Below are 15981 nucleotides of genomic sequence, written 5' to 3'. Positions count from 1 at the left end.
CCTTTAACATCTATTAAGGTATTCAACAACCAACCCCCTATTAATGAATAAATTAAAAATTAGGTTCTTAGCCATTGTGTTTTTTACGCTTGGTTTCTCAAACTTGGTCAAAGCACAATGCGCAGGAAATGATGCTAGCGTTGTAGTCTGTGAAAAAGATGCAGATGACACCAACCGTAACTTTGCCTTATTTCCAAGACTAGGTGGCTCACCTACCGCTGGCGGAACATGGTCAACCACAAATCCAGAAAACTTCTATGCTTTAAACCAAAGTACGGGAATCGTTGATTTATGGCGTATTAATAACTATGGAACACACTCCTTTGTATATACCAATACAGATTGTAATGAAACTGCTACCGTAAACATAACTTTAGGTGGTTACCCTGGCGAAGATAATATTGATGGTAGCGCCAATGCCTGTGGTGATGACCCTAGTGTAAACTTACACGGATTTTTAGGAAGTAATGTAGACGGAAAAGTTCAAGATTTCAATGGCCTTTGGGAAGAAGACCCTAGTACATTTACAGGTCAGTTAGAAGATAATATCTTCAATGCCCAAATGGCAGGACCCGGAATATATAATTTTACGTATACCGTACCAGATGTTGATAGTTGCTTAGAAAGAACATCAACAGTAATTTTAGAAGTGCATCCACCACCAAATGCAGGTAATGCTTTTGGTCTTACCTTCTGTGCAGATGATGATTTATCCGCTTATACCGCATTTGATCTTAGCGACCAATTGGTAGGTGAAGACCCAAATGGAACTTGGACGGAAAATGGCACCAATCAATTAAGTGACCTCAACGATTCAGTCATTAACATTCAAGAAATGTATGATAATTTTGGTTATGCAGATTTCACGTTCATTTATACAGTTTTCCCTAGTCACCCAGTGTGCGAAAAAAGAGAGACCGAAATAAGCATTAGTATTTTACCTGTGCTACACGGTACTATTACCGCAGATGATATATGTGCTGGCGAAGACTATGTTGTTGATCTAGTTTACGATGATACGCTATTGCACAATGGTGATTTTTTAATTCAGTATACCATAGATGGTTCCATTGGCGATTCACCCGCAACATTAGCTAACGGAAATGGAGATTTTATTGTCAATCCTTCTTTAGTACCCTTAAATCAAGAAGTAACTCTTGAAATTATTGGCATAACCAGTGTTACTCCCCCACGAGCTGTTTGTGATAGAGTTGTTGTGCCACCAACTACGTTCTTGGTTACAAGCTCATCTGTTAGCGCAGAAGATATCTGTGTTGATAATGACAATACCATTCAGGTGATTGAAATTCTTGACACCAATGGTAATTTAGCTAATGGAAACTTTACTACAGCATATACGATTACTAATCCTGATGGATCTACAATTACTTCAGATGCGTTTGAACTTGAGTTTACCAATGGTGCAGCTACGTTCATTGTTCCCGGAAGTAATTTTACGGAAGGTGGAGATTATGGAATTAGACCTACAATAAGCGATATCTACGCCACTAGTTGTCCAATTACAGATACCATTACGGTAACTCCGTTACCAGATGCTATTCAACTAGATTTGATCATAGATAATAATTGCGATGCCACACAAATAGATGTGCTTGTTGATGCACCAATTCTACCAGATGGCACCTACACCATTACTTATGATGTTACTGAGTTAGGTTCCAATACGGTGTTGACGACCAACACCATTAATTTCACAGGTGGTACTGCAGCATACCAAATAGATGTAGATGCGTTGCCAATTGGTAATTATACCGCTAGTGTACGAAGCATTCAAAATGATACTACGCCCTGCCGATTAGATTTTGAGTTCGAGGAGAGTGAAAATTTCTCAAGAGGCGGAGTGCCAGAAGCTCCCACAGCTGATGCCAGTCAGACTTTTTGTCTGAGTGATTTTGATGGAACCCCAACACTAATGGATATTAATGTTACCGCAACTGGCGATATCTTATTTTACGATACTGATACGGATACCAATATTCTACCTATCTCTACTGAGCTTATTGATGGTGAAAATTATTTTGTAACCAATAGCGATCCACTTACCAATTGCGAAGGCACTGAACGGGTTCAGATAACTGTTAATTTTAGCAATCCTGATGCGCCAACAACCATAGATGATAACCCATTATTCTGCGCAGAAACTAGCCCGACTCTGGCAAATATCGAAATATCGGTCGTTTCTGGTAACTCTGTTACTTGGTTTGACGCTCTCTCCGGCGGTAGTGAATTAGACAATGCTACAATTCTTGTTGATGGTCAAACCTATTTTGCATCTACCAACAGCGGTGGTTGTACGAGTACAGAGCGATTAGAAATTACCCCAACCGTAATAACCGTGGCACCAACAGCTATTTCTTCAGATATATTATCTGTTTGTGGTTTAGATGACCCTACGGTTATAGCCTTAAGAGCATTAGAAAACGAAACGGAAAATGAAGTATTTTGGTTTATAACCGAAAGCGGTGGTACGGCACTTACAGATGATATCCCTTTAGTACCAGATACTACGTACTACGCCGAGAATTATAATTCCGTTACCGGATGTTCTTCTGCAACACGTGTTCCTATCACTATAGATTTCAGTGATTGTGATCCCGAAAATTATGACTTTTTTATACCTGACGGATTTTCACCAAATGCCGATGGCAGAAACGATACTTTTTTCATTCCGAATATAGAAACCATATTCCCCAATTTTACATTGGAAATATTGAACAGATACGGAACCAGTTTATTCAAAGGTGATATAAACAACCCAGCGTGGAATGGAAGAAATGGTTCTTCAACAGCACCCAACGGAGTCTATTTCTATATCATCAATTACAACAAAGGCAATTCAGAACCTATTCAAGGTCGCTTATACTTAAACAGATAACCCATGCACAAGAAATTAATAAACACACCTTGGGGTATTTGCATCCTTATGCTTTTGTTCCTTTTAAAAACGCAGGCACAGCAAGACCCGCAGTATACACAATATATGTATAACATGAATGTGGTCAACCCTGCTTACACGACCAATGAACCAGGCATGCTCAATTTTGGTACGCTATACAGAACCCAATGGGAAAATGCTATTGGCTCACCAAAAACGCTGACCTTTTTTGCACATACTCCGTTATCGGAAAAAATTGAAATGGGTGCATCTATTATATCAGATGATATTGGCGACGGTTCGTTGAAAGAAAATAATATCTATGTTGATTTTGCTTATATCCTTAAGCTAGATGAGCAAAGTAATTTAAGTTTAGGATTAAAAGGAGGTATCACTACTTTCGAGACCAATTTTAACGGATTCAGGCTACCAGAAGTTCAAGATGATCCTGCCTTTAATGAAAATATGAACAATACCTTCCCAAATGTGGGTATAGGTGCATTTTATAACAGAGATAAGTTCTACGCAGGTCTGTCTATTCCAAATTTACTGACCTCCAAACATTTAGAAAATAGAGATGGTTTAAACCGCATTGGCTCAGAAGCCATTCACCTTTTTGGTATGGCAGGTTATGTATTTGACATCAATCCAAAATTAAAACTAAAGCCGTCTGTATTGACCAAAATAGTATCGGGCGCACCTATTACGGCAGATGTATCTTTCAACGCACTGTTCAATAATCGTTTTGAAGGAGGTGTATCTTACAGAATAGATGACTCTGTTAATGCCATGTTCAATATTGCTGTCATACCTTCTGTTAGAATAGGCTATGCTTATGATTACACCTTGTCTAATTTAGGCGCATTCAATAATGGATCACACGAAATTTTTGTGCTGTTCAACCTAGACCTTTGGGGACTCAAAAAAGGCTATGATAAATCTCCTAGATTCTACTAAAATGAAAAACTTACATATTTACATCATCCTATTTCTAGGAATATTTCAAACGACCTGGTCACAAGACTTAAAACGTGCAAACGACCTATTTGAAAAGAAATACTATGCAGATGCCATTGCCTTGTACGAAGCGGCGTTACCTAGCAACAAGAGCAGCTTGGTCGTGAAAAATTTGGCAGATAGCTATTACCATACTTTTGATTTAAAAGCATCGGCACGTTGGTACCGCTACCTTATTTCCAATTATGGCGATACGGTAAATGAGCAGTATTATTTTAAGCTGAACCAGTCTTTGAAAGCTATTGGCGAATATGACGAAGCCGCGCAGGTATTTTTTGATTATTACACCAAAGAAGGTAGTACGGAAAGGTTGCAGCAACTAAAAGAAGAGAATATATACCTAGAAAATGTAAAAGCGATCGGTAATCGTTTCGCTATTGCAAACAGTAATCTAAATACGACCACATCAGAATTTGGGGCAATGCAGGTAGGTGATGCTATTTGGTACACCGCAGCACATAAAAAAACAGCTTCAAAAACATACCGGTGGAACAATCAGCAGTATCTTGATATTTATACACACCCAAAAGATCAAGAACAACTGGGCGATAGTATTAGTACAAGCCTATCAAATACGATCAATACAAAATTACACGAAGGTTCTTTTACGATTTCACCCGACGGAAACACCATGTATTTCACTCGTAACAACTATAACCATGGTAAGCGTAAAACCGATGACAAAAAGGTGTCTAATTTAAAGATATACAGCGCTAGTTTAATTGATGACGAATGGAAGAATATTACCGAGCTCTCATTCAATAGTGACGATTATTCTAATGAGCACCCAGCTTTAAGTGCTGATGGCACAAAATTATATTTTTCTTCGGATAGACCAGGCGGATTCGGTTCTTTCGATATTTATGAAACAAGCCTGCAAGCCGATAATACATTTAGCACTCCCGTTAATTTAGGCAGTGAGATCAATACGGACAAGAAGGAACAATTCCCATTTATAGCTTCAGATAATTCACTTTACTTTTCATCGAACGGTCACCCAGGTTTCGGACTTCTAGATGTCTTTGTTTCAAAAAACGAGAAGGGAACATTTCAGCATCCGGATAATTTAGGATTACCAGTGAACAGTGGTTATGATGATTTCTCATATGTATTGAATACTGATAATGCATCCGGCTATTTTGCAAGTAACAGACCATCTGGTAAGGGTAGCGATGACATCTACAGTTTTAGCGTAACTAAAGAATTATCAATTGAAGATTGTGAACAATTTATTACCGGTATTATTACGGATCGCACCACTACCCTACCGTTAGCCAATGCAACGGTAACTTTAGCAAATGCAGAAAACGAGGTCATAGCCACATGCATTACCATAGAAAATGGTGCGTTTGATTTTAATATTGTCTGTGAAGCATCCTACGAAGTAAAAGCAGAGAAAAACGGATATGAGGGTAATGCCAAGAACATCCGCAGTACAAAAGAAAGAAATGCCGAACATGATGCTTCCATGAGCTTATATTCCATCCTAGAAAAACAAAAAACAGAAGCACTGGCATTACAAGAAAAACAAGAAGCCGAAAAGCTACGTGCAACACAGTTAGCCGCTAAAAAGCTAGAGGCAGAGAAAAAAGCGGCATTAATAGCAGAAAAACAAAGCATTGAAGAAGCAGCACGTTTAACACAAGAACGTACAGCTGAAAAAGCAAGAGCAAAGAAAGCTTTGGCGAAGAAAATAGCAGATGCCATAGAAACAGAAGAAGCTTTAGTAAAAGAGAGCGATCGCACAGTTATACAGACCGAAGAAATACATTTTGATTATAGCCTTTGGTACCTAAGAAGAGAGTCCAGAGAACGTTTACAGACCGTTATCGATATTATGAAGAAAAACCCGGGCATAATCATTGAAATTGGCACGCATACCGATATTAGGGGTAATAGCGGTTATAATAAAGGCCTCTCGCAAAAAAGAGCCGATTCTGCCAAAGAATTTTTAATGAAGAACGGCATAGCACCGGGTAGAATTGTATCTAAAGGTTATGGAGAATCTCAACCAATTGTAGTTTGCCCTACTGTAGATGCATGTTCAGAAGAAGACCATGAGTGGAACAGACGTTGCGAATTTGTAGTTGTAGGGTGGGATTATGAAGGCAAATAATAAAAAATCTTAAAAGCTACACTCTAATAAATTTTAAAAAAGCTTTTTTAAAATTGAACGTGTTTCTAGTATCTTTAGTTCTTAAACCGAAGGTAATATGAAATTGAATCTTGCTACAATTCCCTCAAAAGAAATAATGCCAGGGCTACATGGCAAATTGGTACACTCTGAAAACATGAGTATGGCATTTTGGGATGTTGAAAAAGGCGCCACAGTACCTGAACATGCGCACATGAACGAGCAGATCATGCATGTAATGGAAGGTGAATTTGAATTTACCTTAGATGGCGACACCCAAATATACTACCCGGGCGACATTGTGGTCATTGCCCCGCATTTAAAACATAGTGGCGTTGCCTTGACCCCTTGTAAATTATTAGATGTATTTAGCCCAACAAGAGAAGAGTACCGTTAGAATTTAGTTATTAACTTCGGCTACGCTCAGTTACCTGATTTAAAAATATTAGAAATGAATATATCTTTAAAAAATAGAAAAGCATTAGTTGGTGGTAGTAGCGGTGGTATAGGTAAAGCAATTGCGCAACAATTAGCAGAAAGTGGTGCCAGTGTCACCTTAATGTCTCATAGTGAAGAAAAATTACACCATATAGTTAATGACTTACCTACAGACCAAGGGCAGCAACACCAATACCTAGCCGTAGATTTCAATAATTTCAAAGATTACAAACAGGTAATAAGCACCTACTTTGAAAACAACACGGTAGATATATTGGTAAATAATACCCAAGGTCCGGCAGCAGGTAGTGCTTTAGAGAAAAAAGTTGATGACTACCAAACCGCATTTGATTTGCTATTTAAAACCGTGGTCTTTACCACGGAATTGGCTTTGCATTCAATGACAGAAAATAATTGGGGACGTATTATCAATGTAGCTTCGGTCTCTGTAAAAGAACCATTATCATACTTGGCACTATCTAACTCTATTAGAGCTGCTGTAGTCACTTGGGCAAAATCTTTAGCTACCGATGTTGGCAAATATAATATTACAGTAAATAACGTGCTCACCGGTTATTTTGATACAGACCGTATTGCGCAGCTTAATGCCAAAAAAGCGGAACAATTAGGTATTGAACAAAGCCAGGTAAGAAAAGAAATGGAATCTAGAGTAGCGGTGCAGCGAATTGGCGACCCAAAAGAATATGGGTATTTAGCTGCATTTTTAGCATCTGATAACGCCGCTTATATTACAGGAACGAATATTCCTATTGATGGTGGATTATTGAAGTCGCTTTAGTTAAATTAATTTTTACGTTAACAAACAAATTAAAACGTTTACAAACGCATATTATACGGTTAATATTCGACTATTTCACCGTATTCATTGACGTTATAAAACATTTAATTAAATTACGGGTAAATAATAAATAAACGTACCTAGGTACGTTTATACAATTGTTGTGCAACATTAAAACTATTTTAATATGAAAGAAACAAAAAGAGTAATTTATCTATTAGTTATTTCTCTAATCATAGGCTGTTCAGCGGAAGATGGAAGCGACGGTTTAGATGGAATTGACGGTGTAAACGGTACGGATGGTATTGATGGATTGAATAGTTTGGTAATTACTTTAATTGAACAACCAGGGGAAAATTGTCCTAATGGTGGATTTCAAATTCAAAGTGGTATTGATACGAACTCTAATGGTCAACTTGATGAGTCAGAGTTTGATAATATTGAGTTTATCTGTAATGGACAAAATGCCGAGTTAGGATTCACGAGATATGTTTCTCTGATAAGTCAATCCGGAACCGACGACCCTACATCGAATGTTTTGGAGAACACTTTGGGTTTAGAAATCGATTGGGTAAGAGAATCGGAAGGTAGATATTTAGGTACGTTAAGTTCAACTATAGACTTGAATAATACAGTTATTTTTCATAGTACACCATCTTCGCAGGTCCAGAATCATACAGGTGTCCGAGGAGTAATCGAAAGCGATACCGAAATAAGTTTAGAATTACAATTTGGAATTGGAGCCCTTAGAGATAATTTCAATAACCTATCTTTTGAACTAAGGCAATATGAATAAAAACGTTGCACAACAATACCTATGAACAATACTGGCTTCGGGCTTAATCACAGGGTTTGCGTATTTTTGTGAAGTCCGCAAAATCTTTGGGATTTTGCTTTTTAGCGGGACAAAGAAAAAACAAAACACAAAGATTTCGCTATGTGCAAGGCGGAAAGCAAACGCTAGTTTGCTCCCGTACTGTTCATAGGTACTGTGTTGAAAAACAAGTTTTTTCTTTAATAATTTAGGAAACAGGTTGATTTATCAAACTGTTATCCCGCGCAGCAAGAGCTTCATGCTTTTGCTGCTTTTTTATTTCATATCCCGCATCATAGTTTTCTTCGTTCTTCCATAAGGTATACATCAATATCAATAGTTTTCTCTGCACCGCTACAAGTGCCACCAACGGCTTTGCCTTGTTCGGCTTTAGTCTATTATAGAACTGTTTCAATGTCGGGTTACAGCGTACACAGGTCATCGAGGGCATGTGCAGTACCGCCCTTATATGGCTGTTCCCTTTTTTACTGATCCGGGTCTTTCCCTTGAAGTTTCCCGATTCCCGTAATACTACATCATAACCGGCATAGCTCGCCAACTGCTTGGCATTGACTATAGATTCGAAGCCTAACGTTTCTCCGATTACCGTAGCCGCAGATATAAAGGATATACCTGGGATGCTTGTCAAATAATCGAGCTTCCTTTTCAATACTTCATTTTTAGAGATCAGAAGTTGCATATCTTCTTCGACCGCCGCTATCTGGGTATTCAGAAGCTTTAATCTGATCTTGTGCCTTTTCAATGCCCTCGCATTGTTATGTACGCTCGATGCGATAGCTCCTTGTCGATTGGTCTCCATCGTTCTATCGTTCAACAATGAACTACGTTCCCTGCTCAGTCCTTTTAGCTCCTGCAATTCCTCACTGGGCGGGTGCCATAGTCGAATGTTCCTTTCCAGACCTAACATACTTAGCATTCTACTGTCGAGTGCATCCGTTTTGGAACGTTGGTCCAAACTCTGCGCATAGCGCTTTACACGACCCGATTGCATTACACAAACGCTATAGCCCTGCTCGTACAGAAAATGCGCAATACCTTGATGGTAAACGCCCGTGGCTTCCATCACCACCAACAATTCCACATCGAGATCGACAGATGCCTTCAGCCATTTCAAGAGTACCTTATAACCCATTATATCATTGGATACATCGGGATGGGACTCAAATTCTTTAACTAAATTTTCATTTAGGGAACCTAGTGATAATGATAAGTTCAATTTTGAAACATCGATGCCCAGACTCTGTTTTAAACGCTTTTCCATTTCTTCGGTTTTTAAGCTGTAATTCTCTTTATCATCTTTGCTCGCACTTGATTCGATCTCTATCCAAAGGACCTAGGTACTGTTCAGATTCCAAGAAAATTATAGAAGGGCGGGATTTCTAAGAAACGATATCACCCTAAAGTGTATCTAGCCGAGAACTCTCTGTCCCTCCTATTTTAGCTTTTGTTAGTATCCAAGCTACTACTTTTATAAAAGTAGTAGCTAAAAGAGTAGTTAATCTATGCAACGATATCAATAAAATTGTATCTAGCTAAACCCCTAAATCTCTCTCCTTTATTGTCTCTTTGATTTATATAATTATAGTATCTTCAAACTAAGAACCAAACATACGAGCCGAGACGTTCCAAGAAAATTATAAAATGGCGGGATTTCTAAGAAACGATATCACCCTAAAGTGTATCTAGCCGAGACCTCTCTTTCCCTTCTAATTTTAGCTATTGTTCAATATCTAAGCTACTACTTTTATAAAAGTAGTAGCTAAAGAAGAATTGTTCATCTATGAAACGACATCATTGAAAATGTATCTAGCTCAACCGCTTAATCAACCTCCTTTATTTATATAATTATAGTATCTTCAAACTAAGAACCAAACATACGAGCTCAACCGTTAGCAAACATATTGCCATAAAAATTAAATCGTTGCGCAATTAGCCTGAATATTTAAAAAAGAAGAGTTTGGTTCGGGTAAACCAGCATTTTTAAAATGGTTTCTTTAGGCTTGTTACTTTCTCAAACTTCAGATGTTTAATTAATAAATTACCTTGCCAAAGTTCTCGCTCGGACGGACTTTACTCAGACGCAACTGTTGCGCGGACAGACTTTTCAATTTCTTGAATTGGTCTGCATAAAAACGATATAGACAAATCCCTTTATATTTGGTTTCGACGGACTTAAAAAAAGAAACCATTCTAAAAGAGTTTGGGAAAAAAATCAGTGATCTGCGACCAGAAAAAGGTTTGCGCTGCAACACGTTTGCTAACAATATGTATAATCTATACTGTCCGATTTTCCGTCGGAAAATCTACGTATATTTAGAATCTTATCGTACGGTGGGAAATCCTACGGATTTCTAACCCGTACAGATCATACATTAGACGTTATCTGCAAGCTAAAAAAACATGCTTAAACGAATTATCATTGGAGTCGGAACATTTTTAATAATAACAATTGGAATAACATTTCTTTCTGCCTACGTTAGTTCAAATCCGACCTTTATTGACCAACCGATTAAATTGAATACGCAAATGGACACTATTCATGTCGGATACGTAAACTGGGCATGTGATTGCGCTAATTTCTATGAAACTAAATTGTATTCAAAAGATATAAACTTCAAGTTAAAAGCTGAAGATTGCATTTTTATAGAAGCCGCAAATGGAATAAATAAAATTCTTAAAGTGTTCTTTGATACGATTTATCGTAATAAGGATTTGAAACTAATTGGACAGTTTTATTTAGAAAAAGGTATTCCGAAATCGTACGAAATGAAGACACGTGAAAAGCCTGATTACGCAAAAGTCTTTCGCTATAAATCGTTTGAAATAATCAACAAACTGGAAAAAGCCAGCAGATAACAAAGAACTGAGCTGAAAAACAAATAATATTTAGCTCAATCCACCCACATGATTTCTATCGTAATCCAAACCTGATTTAGCTATTCCGTAAGCTTGTTTAATAAGTTTATTACAGACTGCGATCAAAGCCAATTTTTTGCTTTTACCTTTTAAGACTATCCTATCATATAATGCCTTGCATTGAGGGTTATGGATACATGCTGTAAAACTGCACAGAAAAAGATGGTTCCTCACTAGAGGATCTCCGGTTTTACTTATTCGGGACTTTCCTCGGATACTACTGCCCGAACTTCGCTCGTTAGGGGCAAGACCGAAATAGGAAGACAACTGCCGTGAACTTTCAAAATCCCGAAAACCGTTCGTGGAAACAATCAAGAGCATAGCGGTCTTTCTACCAACACCCGGTATAGTGTTCAATCTTGTATAAAGCTCCTGTTCGTTCGCACGTATCAATTTTTCGATCTCTGCCTCTAGCAAACCGATCTCTTTGTCCAGGCTCTTCAACTGACGGACGACGGAACGCATTAGCTTGCCCTTGCCACGTTTACTCGTGGACATGGCGTGAAGCGTATTTTTCAAAGCCGTGCGTTGCTTGAAATAAAGACGCACGACTCCTTGAAGGGTCTTGCTCTCCACAATATAATCAGGCTCTGGTGACCATAGCTCCATTGCCTGTTCTTCGCCATAGCGACAGATCATCTTGGCATCGCTCTTATCCGTTTTGACCTGGTTCAGTTTCATCTGTATAAAACGCTTGATGATCAAGGGGTTTATCACCGAAACACGTAAACCGTTATTGAAAAGGTCAATGGCAAGTTGGTGGTGATAGCATCCCGTAGCTTCCATTACGCACCAATGATCGGCGGTTATGCTCTTTCGGAACAACTTGAAACCATTTTCATCATTACAGTATTGGATATGGCCTCTCTTGGTATCATATACATCGAAAACATCTTTCGAGATGTCTATCCCCACAAAAATTGTACTTTTATTCATATCATTAAATTTTCAAAGAACAAACACTAATGCTATACATCATCCTAGAAACAGGTTCTTATGACCTAATGAACTGATCGTATTTGAATAGTAAAAGAGCAGGGATTTTCTTTGTTGACGGAATCTGAAGTTCCTAAACCTAAAATAACCTTACTCTGCTCTTTTGTTCTTTTGTTAAACTATAAAAGATAACAGATTACTAACTTAGGATGCCTATAATTAATGCGGGCTTAGGTTTAAACGCCAAGGTCTGTGTATATTTATGATGTCGCAAAATCTTATGGACTTTGCATTTGAACAAAAAAAGAAAAACACAAAACCATAAGATTATGCTTTGTGCGTAGCTGGAAATCTCATTGGATTTCCGCCCCGCACTAATCATAGCCGAACCGTTAGCTGCAATGGTAAAAAAACCATCGTTCTTCAAGATTAACTCAAACAAAAGTTTCTAATTAATGAGTGCTACAAAACCAACCAAAACTGCGTTAAAAACAGTATCGCTAAAGTTTGACCATAGTTCTCTATGGAGTTGGTTTCAGAAATTAATTGTCTTCATAATTTTCTCTTTAGTCGTAAATCATTTATCAACTCCGGAGAGTTTCCCAGATGGCAAATCATATAGATTCCCTGTAGAAGGTTTTCTATCCACCATTGTTTTGTGTATTCTTATTGGAATCATAGCAGAGCTTAATTTTAAACATTACAAAAAAAAGTATTTCTCTAAAAAAATAGAAATCACTTCTATCTCATGGTATATGGTCTCTACTCTTGGGTATATTACCATCATGTATATTCCATTAGGTATTGTCTTAAACAAAATTGCTGGTGGAGAAACTAAATTCTATTACTTATTAATTGGACTGCTTGTTACCTTATTATTAAGTTTCATTCTCATAGGATTAGCATATTCCCTAGATATCTATAATTTATATAAGCTATCTATTAAAGATAATGAAATTACTATTGAAAGTGGTACGAAAATAACTAAGCTTACTTACGAAAATATTGCGTGTTTCTATAGCGAAAACAAAATTGTCTATACCGTTCAAAATAATGGCGCCTCAATCACCACCGATTTTACATTGAATGAACTCGAAGAAAAAATAAACGACCAATTGTTTTTTAGAGTTAATCGTAAAATTATCATTCATAAAGATGCGGTAGACCAAATTGAAAAGATTGAAAATGGCAAGTTGCGGATTAGGTTAAAAACTTCTATTGAAAATGATGCGATTACCGAAATCAACATCAGTCGATATAAGCGAAAAGAATTTATGAATTGGTTTCAATAAATTAAAAGCTATCGACCATCCAGTTATCAATTTACTACCATTCAGTAAAAACTTTAATATTTAAAGGGGTTTTTGGGCATTCAGTTCATTTCTTCGTCTTAGAATTTAAAATCAAAAAAGATGAAAAAAATGACCTTACGACAAATAGTAATTCCATTAGTGACCCTTGCCATTATCTGTTTCATGTACTTTGGGTCAATCACAAGAACACCTTTTGAAAATATAATTATCTCTATTATTATCATTATTGCTAATTATATAGAATTCAAGGGAAAACCATTTTCAGCGCTTGGGTTTAAACGAGCAAAATTCAATGCAAAAAATCTCCTTGTACATGCTACATTAGTTGCTCTGGGACTCTTTATTTTTTATGTCTTTGTTGTGGTACCTGGAATCGAGATGTTAACAGGAGTTCCTATTGACTATTCAAGCATGAGTCAATTGGAAGGAAACCTTGAGACCACCATCGTATGGTTATTGATAGTTTGGGCTACTGCGGGATTTGGAGAAGAAATCATTTTTCGAGGTTATCTTATGCGACAGTTCGTCAAATTCTTTGGAGACAGTAAAATCAGTCTTGCTATTAATATTCTAATAATTTGCGGTTTTTTCGGATATATGCACATGCAGCAAGGAATCACGGGGCAACTTGTTGTGGTAATTATCGGAGCACTTTTATCAATAATATTCTACATGCGCAAATACGATTTGTGGTTTATGATTATGATACATGGCATTTTCAACACTCTAGGTATTTTGAGTTTTTACTTTGGTTTCGCATAACTACACCAAGAAAGAACATTAAACAAATAGACTTTTAGCTTGTTTGAATAAATGGATTTGACTCTTGCGCAATCGTAGCGCAAATGGACTTAACTCGGACGGAATAAATACAGTAACGGAATCGCAACGTGCTTACTCAAACGTGTCGCTACAGATTACAACAAAACCTATAAACAATACGGGCTTTGGGCTTAATCAACCTCCTTTTATTTATATAATTATAGTATCTTCAAACTAAGAGCCAAACATACGAGCCGAGACGTTGGCAACAATATTACAAAAATTTGGATTTGGTTCGAATTTGGTGTAAATTAGCATCAAAATAGATTTCTCATGGCAAGACAAAGTATATCGTTTACGCGACCAAATGATGAATGGTTAAAGACACAAGTTGATAATCAGGAATACTCAAGTAAAAGCGAACTTGTTAATGACTTAATTCGTCAGGCAAGAAACCAGCAAATCGAAATCGACTGGATTAGAGCTAAATTAGAAAAGTCTGAAAATAGTGGATTTACCAATGATAGTAAAGAGCAAATTTTAGCGCAATCTAAGTCTGAGCTTAATGACTAAATATAGATTAAGCAACGAAGCCAAGAACGACTTAATACGAATTCATCGTTACGGAGTTAAAAAATTCGGAATGCAACAAGCGGACAAATATTTCGAAACCTTTTTCGAATATTTTGACATTATCGCTAAAAGACCGTATTCATTTGAATCTATAGAATACATAAAAACAGGGTATCGAAGATGCGTTTGCGGTTCGGACAGTATTTACTACAAAATAAATAATGATATTGTTGACATAATGGCGATTGTTGGAAAACAGGATTTGAAAAATATGCTCTAAACTGTGTGCAAAAATACTGTTGCCAACACAACCTATAAACAATACGGGTTTCGGGCTTAATCGCTGGGTTTGCGTATTTTTATAAGGTCGCTAAATCTTTAGGATTTCGCTTTGACACAAAAAAAGAAAAACAAAACCAAAAGATTTCGCTATGTGCGTGGCGGAAAGTAAACGCTAGTTTGCTCCCGTACTGTTCATAGCTAAAACGTTGGCATTCATTATGAAAAAAATACCATTCTCACTTATAATTGGACTTTTTTTGGGATGTCTTTCGGTCGAAAAAGAAACTTGTAAAAAAGGACTTCCCGAAAAAAAATATGAGTTCCTAAACGATATTAAAAGACAATGGAATCAGGATTATTTGGAAACTATAGTTGATTTTCGGCAATTCGGTTCTTACTCGGAAAATGAATGGCTCAGGGATTCTGAAAACTTGAGTACATTTTATGGCTCAGTAAAAACGGTTGGACTTGAAAAATTCCTTTCTAAAGATGAATTCAACAAACCTTTATTTACTGACCATTGGACAGAAACTAGTTGGGCGAACAAATCACTAAATCAAATATTAAAGAATTTTATTTCTTCATTTTCAGATACAACTGGAGTGGACAAATATTACGTGGAATTTTGGAATCGGAGAAAAACGGAAAATAACCAAAACGTAGTTTACGAAATTTTCCAAGACATCGATAAGCAGTACAACTCTGAATCAAAAATTACAGAGAACAAATGGTCAAACGAACCTAAAATTGTTGGACTTTTGGATTTTGAAACAAAACTAAAGCATAGTGATTCAACCAGCGTAAAACGAATCAACATTGAATACTTTGACTTTCTTAGGAAACTCGGACTTTATAGTTCTGCGAACAATTTAATTCGGTATGCTAGAGAAGAACATTTTGGCACAACTGAAATTTGGGACAAGGATTACTTGGAATTAATTGAAATGGTTGAAACCGATTCTGTGGATTGCGAAATTTATTGGCATTGGAGGCAAGATGCGAAGTGGTTTCCAGAAATTTATGACTACGGTCCTTAATCCGCGCGGAAATAACGAATGCCAACAAAGAACTGAGCTGAAA

14 protein-coding genes are annotated in these 15981 nt (G+C 37.1%); 12 read left to right on the top strand and 2 right to left on the bottom strand.

What is annotated here, in order from left to right:
- Nucleotides 1-43: 43 nt before the first annotated feature.
- The 6 genes from P177_RS04100 (at nt 44) to P177_RS04075 (ending at nt 8080) form a co-directional block, all read left to right on the top strand.
- The gene (locus tag P177_RS04100; protein WP_036152093.1) at nt 44-2896 is read left to right on the top strand and encodes a gliding motility-associated C-terminal domain-containing protein; all 2853 of its coding nucleotides are present in this window, start codon (nt 44-46) and stop codon (nt 2894-2896) included.
- Between the two features lie 3 nt (nt 2897-2899).
- Entirely contained in the window at nt 2900-3853 is a 954-nt protein-coding gene (locus P177_RS04095) for a PorP/SprF family type IX secretion system membrane protein (RefSeq protein WP_245233000.1), read from the top strand.
- Between the two features lies 1 nt (nt 3854).
- Nucleotides 3855-6029, top strand: coding sequence for an OmpA family protein (locus P177_RS04090; RefSeq protein ID WP_167333093.1), 2175 nt, complete (start codon nt 3855-3857; stop codon nt 6027-6029).
- Between the two features lie 97 nt (nt 6030-6126).
- Nucleotides 6127-6444, top strand: a complete 318-nt coding sequence (locus tag P177_RS04085) for a cupin domain-containing protein (protein ID WP_036152089.1) — start codon at nt 6127-6129, stop codon at nt 6442-6444.
- Nucleotides 6445-6498: 54 nt separating this feature from the next.
- Nucleotides 6499-7284: an SDR family oxidoreductase gene (locus tag P177_RS04080; protein WP_036152088.1), complete on the top strand. Its 786-nt coding sequence runs from the start codon at nt 6499-6501 to the stop codon at nt 7282-7284.
- A 187-nt stretch (nt 7285-7471) separates the two neighbouring features.
- Nucleotides 7472-8080: a DUF7151 family protein gene (locus P177_RS04075; RefSeq protein WP_036152086.1), complete on the top strand. Its 609-nt coding sequence runs from the start codon at nt 7472-7474 to the stop codon at nt 8078-8080.
- A 226-nt stretch (nt 8081-8306) separates the two neighbouring features.
- Here the strand turns inward: P177_RS04075 and P177_RS04070 are convergent, their stop codons facing one another.
- Nucleotides 8307-9380, bottom strand: coding sequence for an IS110 family RNA-guided transposase (locus tag P177_RS04070; protein WP_036152083.1), 1074 nt, complete (start codon nt 9378-9380; stop codon nt 8307-8309).
- Between the two features lie 1139 nt (nt 9381-10519).
- Here P177_RS04070 and P177_RS04065 point away from each other — a divergent pair.
- Nucleotides 10520-10975, top strand: coding sequence for a hypothetical protein (locus P177_RS04065; RefSeq protein WP_036152082.1), 456 nt, complete (start codon nt 10520-10522; stop codon nt 10973-10975).
- 30 nt (nt 10976-11005) lie between these two features.
- On the opposite strand, the gene P177_RS04060 is transcribed toward P177_RS04065, so the two are convergent.
- A complete protein-coding gene (locus P177_RS04060; protein ID WP_036152070.1) occupies nt 11006-11971 on the bottom strand; it encodes an IS110 family RNA-guided transposase in 966 nt (321 codons plus the stop codon).
- Between the two features lie 455 nt (nt 11972-12426).
- Here P177_RS04060 and P177_RS04055 point away from each other — a divergent pair, with 455 nt between their 5' ends.
- The 5 genes from P177_RS04055 (at nt 12427) to P177_RS04035 (ending at nt 15938) form a co-directional block, all read left to right on the top strand.
- On the top strand, nt 12427-13263 hold the full coding sequence (locus P177_RS04055; protein WP_036152080.1) for a LytR/AlgR family response regulator transcription factor: 837 nt from the start codon (nt 12427-12429) through the stop codon (nt 13261-13263).
- Between the two features lie 120 nt (nt 13264-13383).
- Nucleotides 13384-14046 carry a CPBP family intramembrane glutamic endopeptidase gene (locus tag P177_RS04050; RefSeq protein WP_036152078.1) on the top strand — a complete coding sequence of 221 codons (663 nt, stop codon included), beginning with the start codon at nt 13384-13386 and terminating at the stop codon, nt 14044-14046.
- 333 nt (nt 14047-14379) lie between these two features.
- Complete coding sequence (locus P177_RS04045) at nt 14380-14619, top strand: ribbon-helix-helix domain-containing protein (protein ID WP_036152076.1); 240 nt, start codon at nt 14380-14382, stop codon at nt 14617-14619.
- Nucleotides 14612-14899, top strand: coding sequence for a type II toxin-antitoxin system RelE/ParE family toxin (locus P177_RS04040; protein ID WP_036152074.1), 288 nt, complete (start codon nt 14612-14614; stop codon nt 14897-14899). Before P177_RS04045 ends, P177_RS04040 begins: the two co-directional genes overlap by 8 nt.
- 220 nt (nt 14900-15119) lie before the next feature.
- Nucleotides 15120-15938, top strand: a complete 819-nt coding sequence (locus tag P177_RS04035; RefSeq protein WP_157486442.1) for a hypothetical protein — start codon at nt 15120-15122, stop codon at nt 15936-15938.
- Nucleotides 15939-15981: the final 43 nt, after the last annotated feature.

The organism is Maribacter forsetii DSM 18668, assembly GCF_000744105.1.
GTDB lineage: Bacteria > Bacteroidota > Bacteroidia > Flavobacteriales > Flavobacteriaceae > Maribacter > Maribacter forsetii.
Note: the sequence above shows the minus strand (reverse complement) of the source record. Positions and strands in the feature narration are given on the sequence as shown.

Bases quoted from the DNA above. Each gene is read 5' to 3' on its own strand.
- P177_RS04100 (WP_036152093.1), top strand. From the start codon at position 44: ATGAATAAATTAAAAATTAGGTTCTTAGCCATTGTGTTTTTTACGCTT.
- P177_RS04095 (WP_245233000.1), top strand. From the start codon at position 2,900: ATGCACAAGAAATTAATAAACACACCTTGGGGTATTTGCATCCTTATG.
- P177_RS04090 (WP_167333093.1), top strand. From the start codon at position 3,855: ATGAAAAACTTACATATTTACATCATCCTATTTCTAGGAATATTTCAA.
- P177_RS04085 (WP_036152089.1), top strand. From the start codon at position 6,127: ATGAAATTGAATCTTGCTACAATTCCCTCAAAAGAAATAATGCCAGGG.
- P177_RS04080 (WP_036152088.1), top strand. From the start codon at position 6,499: ATGAATATATCTTTAAAAAATAGAAAAGCATTAGTTGGTGGTAGTAGC.
- P177_RS04075 (WP_036152086.1), top strand. From the start codon at position 7,472: ATGAAAGAAACAAAAAGAGTAATTTATCTATTAGTTATTTCTCTAATC.
- P177_RS04070 (WP_036152083.1), bottom strand. From the start codon at position 9,380: ATGGAAAAGCGTTTAAAACAGAGTCTGGGCATCGATGTTTCAAAATTG.
- P177_RS04065 (WP_036152082.1), top strand. From the start codon at position 10,520: ATGCTTAAACGAATTATCATTGGAGTCGGAACATTTTTAATAATAACA.
- P177_RS04060 (WP_036152070.1), bottom strand. From the start codon at position 11,971: ATGAATAAAAGTACAATTTTTGTGGGGATAGACATCTCGAAAGATGTT.
- P177_RS04055 (WP_036152080.1), top strand. From the start codon at position 12,427: ATGAGTGCTACAAAACCAACCAAAACTGCGTTAAAAACAGTATCGCTA.
- P177_RS04050 (WP_036152078.1), top strand. From the start codon at position 13,384: ATGAAAAAAATGACCTTACGACAAATAGTAATTCCATTAGTGACCCTT.
- P177_RS04045 (WP_036152076.1), top strand. From the start codon at position 14,380: ATGGCAAGACAAAGTATATCGTTTACGCGACCAAATGATGAATGGTTA.
- P177_RS04040 (WP_036152074.1), top strand. From the start codon at position 14,612: ATGACTAAATATAGATTAAGCAACGAAGCCAAGAACGACTTAATACGA.
- P177_RS04035 (WP_157486442.1), top strand. From the start codon at position 15,120: ATGAAAAAAATACCATTCTCACTTATAATTGGACTTTTTTTGGGATGT.